Origin of the sequence: Sphingomonas sp. 67-41 (assembly GCF_001899725.1) — a bacterium.
GTDB lineage: Bacteria > Pseudomonadota > Alphaproteobacteria > Sphingomonadales > Sphingomonadaceae > Sphingomonas > Sphingomonas leidyi.
Map to the genome: position 1 here is coordinate 707,562 of NZ_MKWJ01000022.1, position 14,416 is coordinate 721,977.

Consider the following 14,416-nt stretch of genomic DNA (forward strand, 5'->3'; position numbering starts at 1 on the left):
GGAGCCGCGGCGCGCATGGCCCGCGCCGGCGATTCGGTCAAGACCCTATGCGTCCAGCGCGGCGCGAACGGCGGTGGCGAGGCGATCGAGATCGAAGGGCTTGGCGAGGATCGTCTCGCCCGCCACGCGCGCCGTTTCCGGGGCATAGCCGCTGGTCAGCAGCACCCGGAGCCCGGGCAGCTTCGTGCGGGCGCGGGCGGCCAGCTCATGGCCGGTCAGCTCGGGCATCACCACGTCGCTGAACAGCAGCGAGACGTGCGGCACCCGGTCGATCAGCCGCAGCGCCTCGGGGCCGTCGCGCGCGCCGAGCACCTGATAGCCGAGCTCGCGCAGCGCCTCGATCGAATAGTTGCGCACCCGTTCCTCGTCCTCGACGACGAGCACCACTTCACCGGGCCGCCCGCCGGCGGGCACCGACGCGGACCGCTCGGACCGCGCCGCCGGTGCTTCGCCCTGGTGGACGGGCAGATAGAGATGCACGGTGGTGCCCCGGCCCGGCGCGGTCTCGATCCGCACCGCGCCACCCGACTGGCGGACGAAGCCGAACACCTGGCTGAGCCCGAGGCCGGTACCCTTGCCGACGCCCTTGGTGGTGAAGAAGGGGTCAAAGGCGCGCGCGGCGACTTCGGGCGTCATGCCGGTGCCGCTGTCGGCCACGGCGATCTCGACATAGCTGCCCGGCTGCAGCTCCAGCCCCGCCGCCTCGGCCGCGTCGAACCGCGCATTGGCGGTGGTGAGCACCAGCCTGCCGCCGCCCGGCATCGCGTCGCGCGCATTGACCGAGAGATTGAGGATCACATTCTCGAGCTGGTTGGGATCGGCCAGCAGCGGCGCGATGCCGGGGGGTAGCACGGTCTCCACCGTCACGTCGTCGCCCAGGGTGCGGACGAGCAGTTCGATCATGCTCTCCACCATCGCATTGGTGTCGATCGCCACCGGAGCGAGCGGCTGCTGGCGCGAAAAGGCGAGCAGCCGCTGGGTGAGGCCGGCGGCGCGAGTGGCGCCGTCGCGCGCGGCGGTGATGTATTTGCCGATGTCGCGATTGCCCTGCTTCAGCCGCCGCTCGAGCAGGTCGAGCGCGCCGATCACCACGGCGAGCATGTTGTTGAAGTCGTGCGCGATGCCGCCGGTGAGCTGGCCGACCGCTTCCATCTTCTGGGCCTGGCGCAGCCGCGCCTCTGCCGCCATCAGCTGCTCGGTGCGCTCGCGCACGGCCGCCTCGAGCGCCTCGCGCGAACGGGCGAGCACTTCGCGCGCATCGACGATGTCCTGGATATCGGTGCAGGTGCCGAACCAGCGGGTGATCCGGCCCCGCTCGTCCCGTACCGGCTGGGCGCTGCCCAACACCCAGCGATACCGGCCCGAGCGATGGCGCAGCCGATATTCGATCCGATAGCGCTCGCCCGTTTCCAGGCTGTGGTGCCACTCGGCCCAGGTGCGTTCGCGGTCGTCGGGGTGGAACATGTTCTTCCACGCCTCGCCATCGGTGCTGCCCGGGGGCACGCCGGTATATTCGTACCAGCGGTCGTTGTAATAATCGTGATAGCCGTCGGGCAGCGACGACCAGACCATCTGGTCGATCGAATTGGCGATGGCGCGGAACTTGGTTTCGCTTTCCCGCAGCGCCGCCACTGCCTCGATGCGTTCCACCGCGTCCCAGGCCGTTTCCGCCACCGCTTCGACAAAGGCGACTTCCTCGGCCGACCAGCGGCGCGGGGCGGCGGTGTTGATCGACATCACCGCCACCCATTGCCCGCCGCGCAGCAGCGGCACGCCCACGCCCGCGCCGGCGATGTGCGCCAGCCCCGGCGCCTCGCGCGCGACGTCGTGGAGCACCACGGTGCGCCCGATGCGATAGGCGCGGGCATTGTCTCCCAGCGCGTCGATCGCCAGCGTGTCTTCCAGGGGAGCCAGCACGTCATTGCTCCAATGCGGGCCGAAGCGCACTTCGTCGCCCTGCACGCGGTGGAAACCCACCCGGTCGAGCCCCAGCTGCTCGCCCAGCGCCGCCGCAGTGAAACGCATCACCGCGTCGGCCGAATCGAGCGCCCGCTGATGATCGGCCAGCGCGCCGAGAAACGCCTGGGCTTCGTTCGCCTCGCGCAATTCCTCTGCGGCGTCGCGCGCGGCTTCCTCGGCCAGCTTGCGCTCGGTGATGTCGAAGGCGACGCCGGGGAAGCGTAGCGGGCGGCCTTCGTCGTCGAAGGTCGCGCGGCCCTGGGCGCTCACCCAGCGCAGCGTGCCGTCGGGCTGGATCAGCCGATATTCCTCGTTGAACGGCACGCGCTCGCCAAGCGTGCGGGCGATGCCCGCCTCCAGCCGGGCGCGGTCGCCGGGATGCACGTTGACGAAGAACTGCGCGATCGGCGTGCCCGTGCCGGCCAGCCCCTCGTCGACGCCGTAGAGGCGCAGGAAGCGGGCATCCGCCGCGACCAGGTCGGCAGGCACGTCCCATACCCAGGTGCCGACGCCGAGCGAGGCGTTGAGGGCGAGTTGCAGCTGCTCCTCGCTCCGGCGCAGCGCCTCTTCCGCCGCCGCGCGCTCGCTCACGTCGTTGGCGGCGACGAAGATATCGGTGGTGTTGCCGCGCTCGTCCTTGACCGGCTGATAGACGAAATCGAGGAAGCGCGTCTCGGGCGGCGCATCGGCGCTGCGCTGGAGCTGCACCGGCACGCCGTCCGCGCGGAAGGGCTCGCCGCTGGCATGGACGGTGTCGAGCAGGGCGACGAAACCCTGGTCGACCAGCTCGGGCAGCGCCTCGGCCACCGTCCTGCCGAGCACCGGACGCCCGCCGACCAGCACGAGATATTCCGAATTGGCGAATTCGAAGCGATGCTCCGGGCCGTGGAGCAGCGCAATCGCGCCGGGCGCCTGCTCGAACAGGTCGCGCAGACGCGCCGCTTCCGCCAGGCGCGCCCGCTCGGCCAGCACGGAGCGCGTCGTCTCGTTGCCCTGGTTGATCAGCCCGCATACCCGGCCCGCGCCGTCGCGAATCGGCGTGAAGCTGTAGTTCCACCAGGTCTCCTGGCTGCGGCCGGCGCGTTCCATCGCCAGGAACTGGTCGTAGATCGCGAAGCCCCGCCCCGTGGCAGTCACGCTTGCCATCTGCGGGCCCACCACGTCCCAGATGTCGCGCCACACTTCGCGCGCCGGGCGGCCCAGCGCGCCGGGATGGCGCTCCGCCGGGATCGGCGCCCAGGCATCATTGTAGAGGAGGTGGAGATCCTCGCCCCAGTAGATGGCGGTGGGAAAGGTCGAGGCGAGTGCCAGGTCGAGGGCGAAGCCGAGCGCGTCGGGCCAGGTTTCGGGCGGCCCGAGCGGGTGGTTCGCCCAGTCGAACGTGCGGATTCGTTCCGCCATCTCGCCTTCGTGATCCAGAAAGCGCGGGGCGGCGTCCATGGCCCCAACCGATGCGGGGGCCCGGCGCGCGAGTCAACCGACCGAGTCAACTCGACTTGCCCGCGCGGGCGGCTATGGATGGAGCAAAGGAGAGACCGATGAAGCTCGCAAGCCTGAAGAACGGCCGTGACGGCAAGCTGGTAGTCGTATCGAACGACCTGGCCTGGTATGCCAGTGCCGACATGATTGCGCCGACGCTGCAGGCGGCGCTCGACAATTGGGACCGGGTCGAGGCCGATCTGCGGAACCTCGCCACCGATCTCGACCATGAAGTGATCCCGCGCGAGCGTTTCCACGAACGGCTTGCCGCCGCGCCGCTGCCGCGCGCCTATCAATGGGCCGATGGCTCGGCCTATGTGAACCATGTCGCGCTGGTGCGGCAGGCGCGCGGGGCGGAGATGCCCGAGAGCTTCTGGCACGATCCGCTGATGTATCAGGGCGGCAGCGACGGGTTCCTCGGCCCGCGCGACCCGATCCCGCTCGCCGACGAAGCCTGGGGCTGCGACCTGGAAGGCGAAGTGGTGGTCGTCACCGGCGACGTGCCGCTGGGCGCGAGCCGCGAAGAGGCGCTCGCCGCGATCCGGCTGGTCGGCCTCACCAATGACGTTTCGCTGCGCAACCTGATCCCCGGCGAGCTCGCCAAGGGCTTCGGCTTCTTCCAGTCCAAGCCGGCCAGCGCCTTCTCGCCGGTCTTCGCCACGCCCGATTCGCTGGGGGACTGGTGGCAGGACGGCAAGCTCCATCGCAGGCTGATGGTCGATGTGAACGGCAAGCCCTTCGGCCGGGCCGAGGCCGGGGTGGACATGACCTTCGACTTCGGCACCCTGGTCGCCCATGCCGCGAAGACGCGCAAGCTCGGCGCCGGCACGATCATCGGCTCGGGCACGGTTTCGAACCGCGGCGCGGATGGCGGGCCCGGCACGCCGGTGGGCGAAGGCGGCGTCGGCTATTCGTGCATCGCCGAGATCCGGACGATCGAGACGATCCGCGGCGGCGCACCGGTCACGCCCTTCCTCAAGGCCGGCGACACGGTGCGCATCTGGGCCGAGGACGACCGGCACCACCCGATCTTCGGCGTGATCGAGCAGACCGTCGGGGGATAGGTTGCGAACCCGGCCCGGCCTCCCGATCTCCGTGTCATGACGATGGAGAACGGCTATTCGGTGTTCGAGACCGCCGCGGGTTTCGCCGCGATCGGCTGGAACGCCAGGGGCATCCGCAGCTTCCGACTGCCCCCGGGCACGGCGCGGGAGGCGGAGCGTTCGCTGCTGCGCCGCCTGCCGGATGCGAAGGCAGTGCCGCCGCCGCCGCAGGTGCAGGCTGTGATCGATGATGCGCGGCGCTATTTCGCCGGGGAGCGCGTCGACTTTGCGGGCGTGGCCGTCGATCTCGGGCGGCAGGAGCCCTTTTTCGACCGCGTCTATGCCCATGTGCGCCAGCTCGGCTGGGGCGAGACGGCGACCTATGGCGCGATCGCCAGGGCGCTCGACGCGGGGCCGGAATTCGCGCGCGACGTCGGCCAGGCAATGGCGGCCAATCCGGTGCCGTTGATCATTCCCTGCCACCGCGTGACGGCCGCGAACGGGCGCATCGGCGGCTTCTCCGCGCCTGGCGGGTCGCTGTCCAAGGCGCACATGCTCGCCCTCGAGGGCGTCGAGGTGCAGGACGGCATCGTCACCCGCGACATGCCGCAGCTGGGCCTGGGCTTCTAGAAGCCGAACGATCCCTGCCGGTCGATCAGCGGCCAGCGGCCCAGCTCGATATGCTGGTGCGCGCCCAGGATCGAGTGGATCAGCACGAAATCGGTCGCATCCCAGCCGATCGGCTCGATCCGCTGCGTGAAGGGGCGGCCCTTGCGATAGAGCAAGGTGACGTGCGGGTGGAACTCCCAGCCCCGGCGGAGCAGCGTGGCGGCGGCCAGGCCGCGCTGCAGCTGGCGGCCCAGCTCGGCGAGCGCGTCGATCTTGCGGGCGGGCCGCAATGCGATCGAGTCGCCGCCCGCCGAGACGCGGTCGAGCATGACCGGCACCGGCGCCGCCGCGACCTGCGCGCCGATCGCGATCAGCTGCTTGGCCTCGGCATAGGGGCGGTGGTCGAAATCCTCGGTGATGCCGAGGGTCATGTGCAGCCGGTCATTCCCTACCAGGGCATCGGCCAGCCCGAGCCGGTCGCGCTGGACGCCGATCAGGTTGCGGGCCAGCGGTGCCGGGCGCAGCGCGTAGAACAGGCGGTGTCCGTGGATCGGCATCAGTGAAAGTCCCGCGAGCGCACTGGAATCAGGTCCGGCGCCTTGAGGCTGCGGCGCGGCGGCCCGCTGTCGGCGGGGCGCTGGCGGGGCGCGGGCCGGTCGCGCGGGTCGATCTCGCCGCCATGCGTCGCCCCGTCGCCGGGCATGGTCGCGCGAGGCAGGTCGAGTTCGCCGACTTCGCGCAGCCATGGCGTGAGGTCGGTGATCCGTTCGGCGACGAGATGGATGACGATGCCTTCGCGCTGCACCCGGCCGGCGATCGCCAGCATCGTCGCCGACATCACGGTGCGGCGATCGGCTTCGAACCGGTCTGCCCAGAGCACGGCATTGGCGATGCCGGTCTCGTCCTCCAGCGTGACGAACACCACGCCCTTGGCGCTGCCCGGCCGCTGGCGGACGAGGATCAGGCCGGCGACCTCCACCCGCTGCCCGTCCTTCATGTCCAGCAGGTCCGCGCAGCGTGCGATCCGCCGGGCCGCGAGCCGCGCGCGCAGGAAGGAGAGGGGGTGGGCGCGCAGCGACAGCTGGGTGGCGCGATAATCCTCCACCACTTCGCGCCCCTCGGTGAGCGGCAGCAGCGCCACCTGCGGCTCGATGATCTCGGCCATGCTCGCATCCATGCGGGCATCGGCGGCGGCGAACAGGTCGAGCGGCGCCTGTCCCAATCCCCGGATCGCCCAGAGCGCCTGGCGCCGGTCCAGGCCGAGCGCCCGGAAGGCATCGGCGCGCGCCAGCCGTTCGAGCGCGGCGGGTTTCACGCGGGCACGGCGCCAGACGTCCTCGATCGAAGCGAAGGGGGCCTGTGCGCGCGCCTTCAATATGGCCTCGGCGTCTTCCTGGGACAGCCCCTGCACGATCCGCATGCCGAGCCGGATCGGCTGCAGGCCCGCCCAGTCCGCTTCGGTGCCGCAGAAGCGCGAATCCCGTGCACGCGGGTTCGATCCCTCGGGCACCATCCGCGTGTCCCAGTCGCTGTCGTTGATACAGACGGCGCGCGCTTCCACCCCATGCGTGCGCGCATCGCGGATCAGCTGGGCGGGCGCATAGAAGCCCATCGGCTGCGCGTTGAGCAATGCCGTGCAGAACACGTCCGGGTGATGGCATTTCATCCAGCTCGAGGCATAGGCGATCTTGGCGAAGCTGGCGGCGTGGCTCTCGGGAAAGCCGTAATTGCTGAAGCCCTTGATCTGCTCGACCATCTGCGCGGCGAAGGTCTCGCTGATCCCGTTCCTGCGCATGCCCTCGATCAGCTTGGGGCCGAACTCGCCGATATCGCCGCTCGACTTGAACGTCGCCATCGCGCGGCGCAGCCGGTCCGCCTCGCTGGCGGTGAAGCCGGCGCCGACGATCGCCACCTGCATCGCCTGTTCCTGGAACAGCGGCACGCCCAGCGTCTTCTTCAGCACCGCCTTCAGCCTGGGCGAGGGATAGTCGACCAGCTCCGGATTCTGCCGGCGCTTCAGATAGGGGTGGACCATGTTGCCCTGGATCGGCCCGGGCCGGACGATCGCGACCTGGATCGCGATGTCGTAGAAATTCACGGGCTTCATCCGCGGCAGCATCGACATCTGCGCGCGGCTCTCGATCTGGAACACGCCCAGCGTATCCGCCTGCCGGATCATCTCGAAGGTCGGCGCGTCCTCGCCCTGCATCAGCGGCGCGGCGAGGGTGAGATGGATGCGCTTGTGCGCGGCCAGCAGGTCGAAGGCGCGGCGCATGCAGCCGAGCATGCCGAGGCCGAGGATGTCGACCTTCATGAAGCCCAGTTCCTCGATATCGAGCTTCTCCCATTCGACGACATGGCGATCGATCATCGCGGCGGGTTCCACCGGGATCAGGTCGTGCAGCCGGTCGCGGGTGAGCACGAAGCCGCCGGGATGCTGGGAGAGGTGGCGCGGCGTGTCGACCAGCTGGCGCGCGAGCTCCAGGGTCAGCGCCAGCCGCGGATCGTTGCGGTCGAGGTTGAGCGTATCGGCATGGCGGTCGTCGACGTCGTTCGACCAGCCCCAGACCTGGGAGGAGAGCGCCGCGGTCATGTCCTCGGGCAGGCCCATCGCCTTGCCGACCTCGCGCAAGGCGCTGCGCGCGCGGAAGCGGATCACCACCGCGGTGAGCGCGGCATGATCGCGGCCATAGGTGTCGTAGATCCACTGGATCACTTCCTCGCGCCGCTCATGCTCGAAATCGACGTCGATGTCGGGCGGCTCCTTGCGCTCGGTCGAGATGAAGCGTTCGAACAGCAGCTGGTGTTCGATCGGATCGATCGACGTGATGCCCAGCGCGAAGCAGATCACCGAATTGGCAGCGCTTCCCCGCCCCTGGCAGAGGATCTGCTGGCTCAGCGCGAACTGGACGATCGAATTGACCGTGAGGAAATAGGGCGCGTAGCCCATCTGCTCGACCAGGCCGAGTTCATGGGCGAGCAGGTCCCGGTGCGCCTGCGAGGGCTTGCCGGCGAATTTCTGCCTGAGCCCGCTCCAGGCGAGCGCGGCGAGCGCCTCCTGCGCGCTACGGCCATGGATGACCTCTTCCTCGGGATATTGGTGCCTGAGGTCGCGAAGGGTGAAGGTGCAGCGCTCGGCGATCGCCTCGGAGGCGGCGAGCGCCTGCGGATAGTCGCGGAAGCGGCGCGCCATTTCCTCCGGCGACTTCAAGTGCCGGTCGGCGCTGCGTTCGCGGCGGAAGCCGAGTTCGTCGATCGTGCATTTCTCGCGGATCGCCGTGACCACGTCCTGCAGCATGCGCCGGTCGGGCGTGTCGTAGAGCACGTCGCCGGTGGCGAGCGGCGTGAGGCCGAAGCGGCGGGCGGCGAGGTTCAGTTCGTGCAGCCGCATCGCGTCGCCCGGGCGGCGATGCTGCGTGAGGCAGACATGGCCGCGCTCCCCGAACAGGTCCGCAATCCATCGGAGGGCCTGGGGGTCGCCGCGATCGGCGAGGCCGGGCACCAGCGCGCCGACCATCCCCTGCGCCGCCTCGGCCAGGTCCTCCCAATGGAGGAAGCATTGCCCCTTCTCGCCCTTCTGCGCGTCCGCCCGCGACTTGCCGAGGGTGAGCAGCCGGGTGAGCCGCGACCAGGCGGCACTGTCTTCGGGCCAGACCAGCACCGAACTGCCATCGGCCAGGTCGAGCCGGCAGCCGGCGATCATCCGGATCGGCACGCCGAGATCGCTGAACTGCTCTGCCGCGACCAGCGACCGCACCACCCCGCCCACCGAATTGCGATCGACGATGCCGAGCGCGGGCAGGCCGAGCAGCGCGCCCGTGCGGAACAGGTCCTCGGGCGAGGAGGCGCCGCGCAGGAACGAGAAATGCGTGGTCACCTGGAGTTCGGAATAGGTCATCCGAACACCCCGTGGAGATACCAGCTGAGATTGCCGGTCACCGCGCGCTCGCCATCGCCCGAGCGGAACAGCCAGTAGCGGCGGCCCGTCTCGTCCTCGACGCGGAAATAGTCGCGCACGCTCATCCGCTCGGCATCGCGCTTCCACCATTCGCCCTGGATGCGCTCGGGCCCGTCGGCATGGATCACCTGATGGGCGCGCCCGCGCCAGGTGAAGCGGCGCGGGGCATGGTCGGGCAGCTCGGCCATGACGTGATCGAGTCGCTCGGGCCGGGCGAGCAGCCGCGCCGGGCGCGGCCAGCCCGGGTGCCAGGGCGGCAAGGGCGGGTTGCGATCGAGCTGGCGGACATCGTCGAGCTTCGCGCGCAGCGCTCCGCGCGCGGGCGGATCGAGCACCGGCGCGCGCATTAGGGATCGCTCGGGCACGTCGCTTTCCACCGGCCGCATCCGCCACATGGCCGCCGGGCCGATCCGCGTCGCCAGCGTGTCCACCAGCGTGGCGAGGTCGGGCGCGGCTTCCTCGTCCAGCCGCTCGATCGCCGGCTCGGGCCCGAGCATGGCGGCGCGGCGGACATGGAGGGTAATCGCATCGATGCCGTAACCCGGCTCGACATCCTGGATTCGGCGCTTGAGCAGGCGGAGCAGATGGGCGCCGTTGCGATTGGGGCGGGCAAGGCCGATGCGGATGCGCTGCGGCACGCCGTCGACGCGTTCGGCGATGCACTCGAGCGCCTGCACGCCCAGCCCCTCGGCCTCGAGCGCGGCGGCGAGGCGCGGCGTGAGCACGCCCAGCCAATGCTCGATCGCCTCGGCGGTGGCGATCGGCTCGGCGAAGCGCTGGCGGACGGCGATCGCCTCGGGCGGGATCACTGGGGCGAGCGGTTCGGCGACGCGGCCCAGCGCCTGGTCGAGCCGCAGCACCGTAGCGGCGCCGAAGCGGCGGACGAGCGGCGCGCGGGGCAGGGCGGCGAGCTGGCCGATCCGGTCGACGCCCAGGCGCCTGAGCAGTTCCACTGCCGCCGCGTCGATGCGCAGCGCCGGGGTGGGGAGGTCGTCGAGCGCGCGGGCCTGCTCGCCGGGCGGGCAGATGCAGTTGCCCTGGAACCGCGCGAGCGCCCAGGCGGCGCCGGGGGTGTCGGCGATGGCGATGCGGGCGGCGAAGCCGGCGCGCGCGAGCAGCGTCACGATGCGCCGCGCCATCCCTTCCTCGCCGCCGAACAGATGCGCGGTGCCGGAAAGGTCGAGCATCAGTCCCTCCGTTCCGGACACCGCCACCACCGGCGACCAGCGCCGCGCGGCAAGGATCGCCAGGCTCCCGAGCGATGCGAGATCGCCCTCCGGATCGGCCGGGCGGATGTCGAGCCCCGGCACCTGCGCACGTGCCTGGGTGACTGCCATGCCGGGCCTCAGCCCCAGCGCCTGGGCGGCGGGGCAGGCGGCGGCGATCTCGATACGGCTGCCGTTGCGGAGGGAAGTGACGAGGGGCTTTAATTCCTCCCCGGAACGGGGAGGGGGACCAAGGCGCGAAGCGGCTTGGTGGAGGGGGGCTTCCACCGGCGACAGCATTTGAGGAGAACCCCCTCCACCACCGCCTGAGGCGGTGGTTCCCCTCCCCGTTCCGGGGAGGAGTTGAGGTTCATCCACCTGCGCCCATCTGGCGCCCGGCCGCCAATGCCCCTCGTGCTGCGCGGGCTTGCGGAGCGGGGCTTGCGGAGCGGGGAGCGCGCGCGCGTCAGGCCGCGCGCCGGCGCGCCGTTCCGCCCGCCACAGCCTTTCGATCGGCCACAGGGGAAGGAAGAGCGCAGCGACCCGTTGCATCGCATGCCTCCACTATCGTCTCGAAACCCTCGCCCCCCTTTTGCCGCGCCAGCTCCAGCCGCCAGCGCGGCCGCCCGACGCCCGCCACCGGCAGCGGCGCCGAAGGGGCGCAGGTCACGCGCCAGCGCGTCACCGCCGCCGAAGGCATGCCGATCGGGTCGCTCCCCTCGCGCGCGGCGCGCTTCAGCAGCAGCGCGATCGTCCGCCCGCCTTCGGCCGCCAGCTGGAGCCGGCGCGTCGCGGTCATGTCCGCGCGCCTGGCCTCGCCGATCACCGCGCCCAGTCCGCGGTGGCGCAGCCCTTCCTCCATGATCGCCAGCAGTTCGGCATCGTCCTTCGCCTCGGCATAGATCAGGCGCTTGGGATCGAGCCCCGACTGGGCGAGGCCGGGCGCGAACAGGTCGCGCCGCCGCACCACCCAGAGCACCGGGCCCCAGGCGCGCGCCGCGATTCCGGCGAGGAACAGGGTGGCCGCGCAATCATCGGCCATGTCGCTCGTGCCCGCCGCCACTTCGTGCAGGGCGTCGAGCCTGAAGCCGCCATCGGCGAGGCGCGAATCGATTGCCTCGATGCCGAAGGGCAGCGAAGGCCGCCGGCGGAATCCACCGGTCTCGAGACCGCGCAGCGTGTCGCGCAATTGCTTCAGGACGGCAGGATCGGCCATAGGGCGCACGACTCGGAGAACAGGATGTTCCTATTCTGTTCCTTATTGCCGACGAGTCAATTGCCATTCCGCGGCACCTCCCTAAGCTCGGTTCGATTCACCGATTCCAGGGAGCCTTCGGAACTTGATCCGCAACCTCAGCCGCCGCCAGGCGCTTCTCGGCACCAGCGCCTTGCTCGCAACGCCTTTCATGGGGAGCCTGATGGCCAAAGCCGCCGACATCGTGGACGCCGCGCCTCTGCTCAAGCCCTGGCCGGGCGGCTATGGCGGCGTGCCTCCCTGGGACAAGTTCAAGGTGGAGATGTTTCCTGCCGCCTTCGAAGCGGCGATCGCCGAACAGCGCCGGGAGATTCATGCGATCCGCGACGCGCGCACCGCCCCCACCTTCCACAGCGTGATCGAGCCGATGCAGAAGGCGGGCGACACGATGGACCGTGTCGAATCGGCCTGGGGCGTCTATGAGAGCAACCTGGCCGACAAGCAGGTCCAGGCGATCGATCGCGAATGGAGCCCCAGGCTCACCAGGGCGAATGACGAGCTGTTCCTCGATCCTTTGCTCTTCGCGCGGGTAAAGGGCGCGTACGAGACGCGCGCCGGCCAGAAGCTCGATGCGCAGCAGCTGCGCCTGCTCGAGCGCAGCTATCGCGGCTTCGTCCGCCGCGGCGCCGCCCTTTCCGATGCCGATCGCGCCGAGGTCAGCCGGCTCAACCAGGCGCTCGCCTCGGCCTTTTCCGATTTCAGCCGCCATCTGCTGGCGGACGAGGAGACCTGGATCGTCCTCGATTCCGAAGCCCAGCTCGCCGGGCTGCCGGACAGCTTCAAGGCCTCGCTCGCCAGCGCCGCCGCCGATCGCGGGCTGGCCGGCAAATGGGCGGTGGTCAACACCCGCTCCTCGGTCGCGCCCTTCCTCACCTATTCGACCGACCGGGGGCTGCGCGAGAAGGTGTGGCGCGCCTTCGTCTCGCGCGGCGACAATGGCAATGCGAACGACAACAAGGCGGGCATCGCCGAGATACTGAAGCTCCGCCAGCAGCGCGCCAGGCTGCTCGGTTTCAGGAACCATGCCTATTACCGCATGGACGACACCATGGCCGAGACCCCGGCCAATGCGATGAAGCTGATGATGGCGGTATGGCCCGCCGCCCGCGCCCGCGTCACGCAGGAAGTCGCCGACATGCAGGCGCTCGCCGATCGGGAAGGGGCGAAGATCGCCATCGAGCCCTGGGACTATCGCTTCTATGCCGAGAAGGTCCGCAAGGCGAAGTACGACCTGGATGAGAGCGAGGTGAAGCCGTATCTCGAGCTCGGCAACATCCTCCAGGGCGCCTTCTACGCTGCCGGCCGGCTCTACGATCTCGGCTTCCGGGAAGTGAAGGACGTGCCGGTCTTCGATCCCGCCGTGCGGACCTTCGAAGTGACCGATACGCGCACTGGCAAGAACATCGGCATCTTCTATTTCGACGGCTATGCCCGGTCGGGCAAGCGCTCGGGCGCCTGGGCGACGCGCTATCGCGGCCAGCAGAAGTTCGGCGGCGTGCGCAACACGCTGGCTTCGAACAACAATAATTTCGTCAAGGGCGGCGCCGGCGAGCCGACGCTGATCAGCCTCGACGATGCGACGACGCTGTTCCACGAATTCGGCCATGCGATCCACAGCCTGCTCCAGAACGTCACCTATCCGGGGCTGGCCGGCACGCCGCGCGACTTCGTCGAATATCCCAGCCAGGTGAACGAGAACTGGCTGCTCACCCGCGACGTGCTGGATAAATACGCGAAGCACTACAAGACCGGCGCGCCGATGCCGCAGGCGCTGGTCGACAAGATCGAGAAGTCGTCGACTTTCAACCAGGGCTTCGACACGGTCGAATATCTCGCCTGCGCGATCCTCGACATGCAGCTGCACGACCGCGAAGTGCCGGTGACCGACATCGCCGCGTTCGAGAAGGAAGCGCTGGCGGCACTCGGCATGCCGAAGGAGATCGTGCTGCGCCACCGCATGCCGCAGTTCGGCCACCTCTTCTCGTCCGACGCCTATTCGGCCGGCTATTATTCCTATCTCTGGTCCGAGACGATGGACGCGGACACCTGGGCGGCGTTCCAGGAGGCGGGCAATGTCTGGGACAAGGCCACGGCCGACCGTTTCCGCGCGACTTTGCTTTCCACCGGCAACGAGACCGACCGCAAGCTCGCCTATCGCGCGTTCCGGGGAAGGGATCCGGACGTGTCGGCGCTGTTCAGGCGGCGCGGGTTCCCGGTCGCATGAAGGCTGCGCTCGCCATCGCCCTGATGCTCCTCGCGCCCGGTATTGCCTGGGCGCAGGACGCGCCAGTGCCCAAAACCCACTATCTTCCGCCGGATTTCGCGCCGAACAAAGACGGGTTCCTCGAAGGCTGGTTCGGCAAGCATCTCGCCTCGATGGGAGAGCCGGTGCTGTGGGCGCCGCATGCACTGGACGGTTATCGCAGCCGCTTCCGCATGCTGGTGCTGCCCAGTTTCTCCCAGCCCTATGTGATCCGTATTGATCAGCGGGCCGATGGCCGGGCGCTGATCCACTACACGCTTACCAACGGCAGGGGCGGCTATGGCCCGGGCGTGGCCATCCGCCGCAAGACGCGCGCGCTCGATGCCGATCGCTTCGCGCGGGTGACGGATGCGCTCGCCGCCGCTCGCTTCACCGCGCGCCTGCCCGACAATGGGGGCGGCCAGGAGTTCGCCGACGCCCCGCGCGACGAGGGGATGGCGATCTGCATGGACGGCACCCAACTGGTATTCGAGCTGCTCGACGCCGCCGGCGATCATGTCGTCACCCGCCACGAATGCACCCTCGACGTACAGACTCGCGCGTTGGTGGCGGCCATGCTGAATGCGGCGGATATCGTACCCGATGGGAAGCGCGGCGACCCGATGCCCTGACCCTCGCTTCGACGCGAATTCCCAGCATTTCGGG

9 protein-coding genes are annotated in these 14,416 nt (G+C 69.7%); 4 read left to right on the plus strand and 5 right to left on the minus strand.

Going from position 1 to position 14,416, the window contains the following annotated elements:
* Positions 1-45: 45 nt before the first annotated feature.
* Positions 46-3,360: a PAS domain-containing protein gene (locus BGP17_RS14360; RefSeq protein WP_286712464.1), complete on the minus strand. Its 3,315-nt coding sequence runs from the start codon at positions 3,358-3,360 to the stop codon at positions 46-48.
* A 137-nt stretch (positions 3,361-3,497) separates the two neighbouring features.
* Between BGP17_RS14360 and BGP17_RS14365 the strand changes: the two genes are divergently transcribed.
* Both BGP17_RS14365 and BGP17_RS14370 read left to right on the plus strand, forming a co-directional pair.
* Complete coding sequence (locus BGP17_RS14365) at positions 3,498-4,502, plus strand: fumarylacetoacetate hydrolase family protein (RefSeq protein WP_167299896.1); 1,005 nt, start codon at positions 3,498-3,500, stop codon at positions 4,500-4,502.
* A gap of 36 nt (positions 4,503-4,538) precedes the next feature.
* Positions 4,539-5,111 carry a methylated-DNA--[protein]-cysteine S-methyltransferase gene (locus tag BGP17_RS14370; protein WP_286712465.1) on the plus strand — a complete coding sequence of 191 codons (573 nt, stop codon included), beginning with the start codon at positions 4,539-4,541 and terminating at the stop codon, positions 5,109-5,111.
* Here the strand turns inward: BGP17_RS14370 and BGP17_RS14375 are convergent.
* The 4 genes from BGP17_RS14375 to BGP17_RS14390 all read right to left on the minus strand — a co-directional run bounded on the left by BGP17_RS14375 (position 5,108) and on the right by BGP17_RS14390 (position 11,469).
* Positions 5,108-5,647 (minus strand): 2'-5' RNA ligase family protein, encoded by a 540-nt coding sequence (locus tag BGP17_RS14375; protein WP_167299894.1) that lies wholly within the window; start codon positions 5,645-5,647, stop codon positions 5,108-5,110. The genes BGP17_RS14370 and BGP17_RS14375 overlap by 4 nt on opposite strands.
* A complete protein-coding gene (locus tag BGP17_RS14380) occupies positions 5,647-8,988 on the minus strand; it encodes an error-prone DNA polymerase (RefSeq protein ID WP_286712466.1) in 3,342 nt (1,113 codons plus the stop codon). Before BGP17_RS14380 ends, BGP17_RS14375 begins: the two co-directional genes overlap by 1 nt.
* A complete protein-coding gene (locus tag BGP17_RS14385) occupies positions 8,985-10,439 on the minus strand; it encodes a DUF6504 family protein (protein WP_353681880.1) in 1,455 nt (484 codons plus the stop codon). The genes BGP17_RS14380 and BGP17_RS14385 overlap by 4 nt, the downstream gene beginning before the upstream one ends.
* Before the next feature lie 280 nt (positions 10,440-10,719).
* Positions 10,720-11,469 carry an ImuA family protein gene (locus BGP17_RS14390; RefSeq protein ID WP_167299891.1) on the minus strand — a complete coding sequence of 250 codons (750 nt, stop codon included), beginning with the start codon at positions 11,467-11,469 and terminating at the stop codon, positions 10,720-10,722.
* A 124-nt stretch (positions 11,470-11,593) separates the two neighbouring features.
* Here BGP17_RS14390 and BGP17_RS14395 point away from each other — a divergent pair, with 124 nt between their 5' ends.
* Together BGP17_RS14395 and BGP17_RS14400 are read left to right on the plus strand one after the other, a co-directional pair.
* Positions 11,594-13,732 (plus strand): M3 family metallopeptidase, encoded by a 2,139-nt coding sequence (locus BGP17_RS14395; protein WP_286712468.1) that lies wholly within the window; start codon positions 11,594-11,596, stop codon positions 13,730-13,732.
* The gene (locus tag BGP17_RS14400) at positions 13,729-14,382 is read left to right on the plus strand and encodes a hypothetical protein (protein ID WP_286712469.1); all 654 of its coding nucleotides are present in this window, start codon (positions 13,729-13,731) and stop codon (positions 14,380-14,382) included. The genes BGP17_RS14395 and BGP17_RS14400 overlap by 4 nt, the downstream gene beginning before the upstream one ends.
* Positions 14,383-14,416: the final 34 nt, after the last annotated feature.

Coding starts and splice junctions, on each gene's coding strand:
- BGP17_RS14380 (WP_286712466.1), bottom strand. CDS start 8,988: ATGACCTATTCCGAACTCCAGGTGACCACGCATTTCTCGTTCCTGCGC.
- BGP17_RS14360 (WP_286712464.1), bottom strand. CDS start 3,360: ATGGCGGAACGAATCCGCACGTTCGACTGGGCGAACCACCCGCTCGGG.
- BGP17_RS14370 (WP_286712465.1), top strand. CDS start 4,539: ATGACGATGGAGAACGGCTATTCGGTGTTCGAGACCGCCGCGGGTTTC.
- BGP17_RS14390 (WP_167299891.1), bottom strand. CDS start 11,469: ATGGCCGATCCTGCCGTCCTGAAGCAATTGCGCGACACGCTGCGCGGT.
- BGP17_RS14365 (WP_167299896.1), top strand. CDS start 3,498: ATGAAGCTCGCAAGCCTGAAGAACGGCCGTGACGGCAAGCTGGTAGTC.
- BGP17_RS14375 (WP_167299894.1), bottom strand. CDS start 5,647: ATGCCGATCCACGGACACCGCCTGTTCTACGCGCTGCGCCCGGCACCG.
- BGP17_RS14400 (WP_286712469.1), top strand. CDS start 13,729: ATGAAGGCTGCGCTCGCCATCGCCCTGATGCTCCTCGCGCCCGGTATT.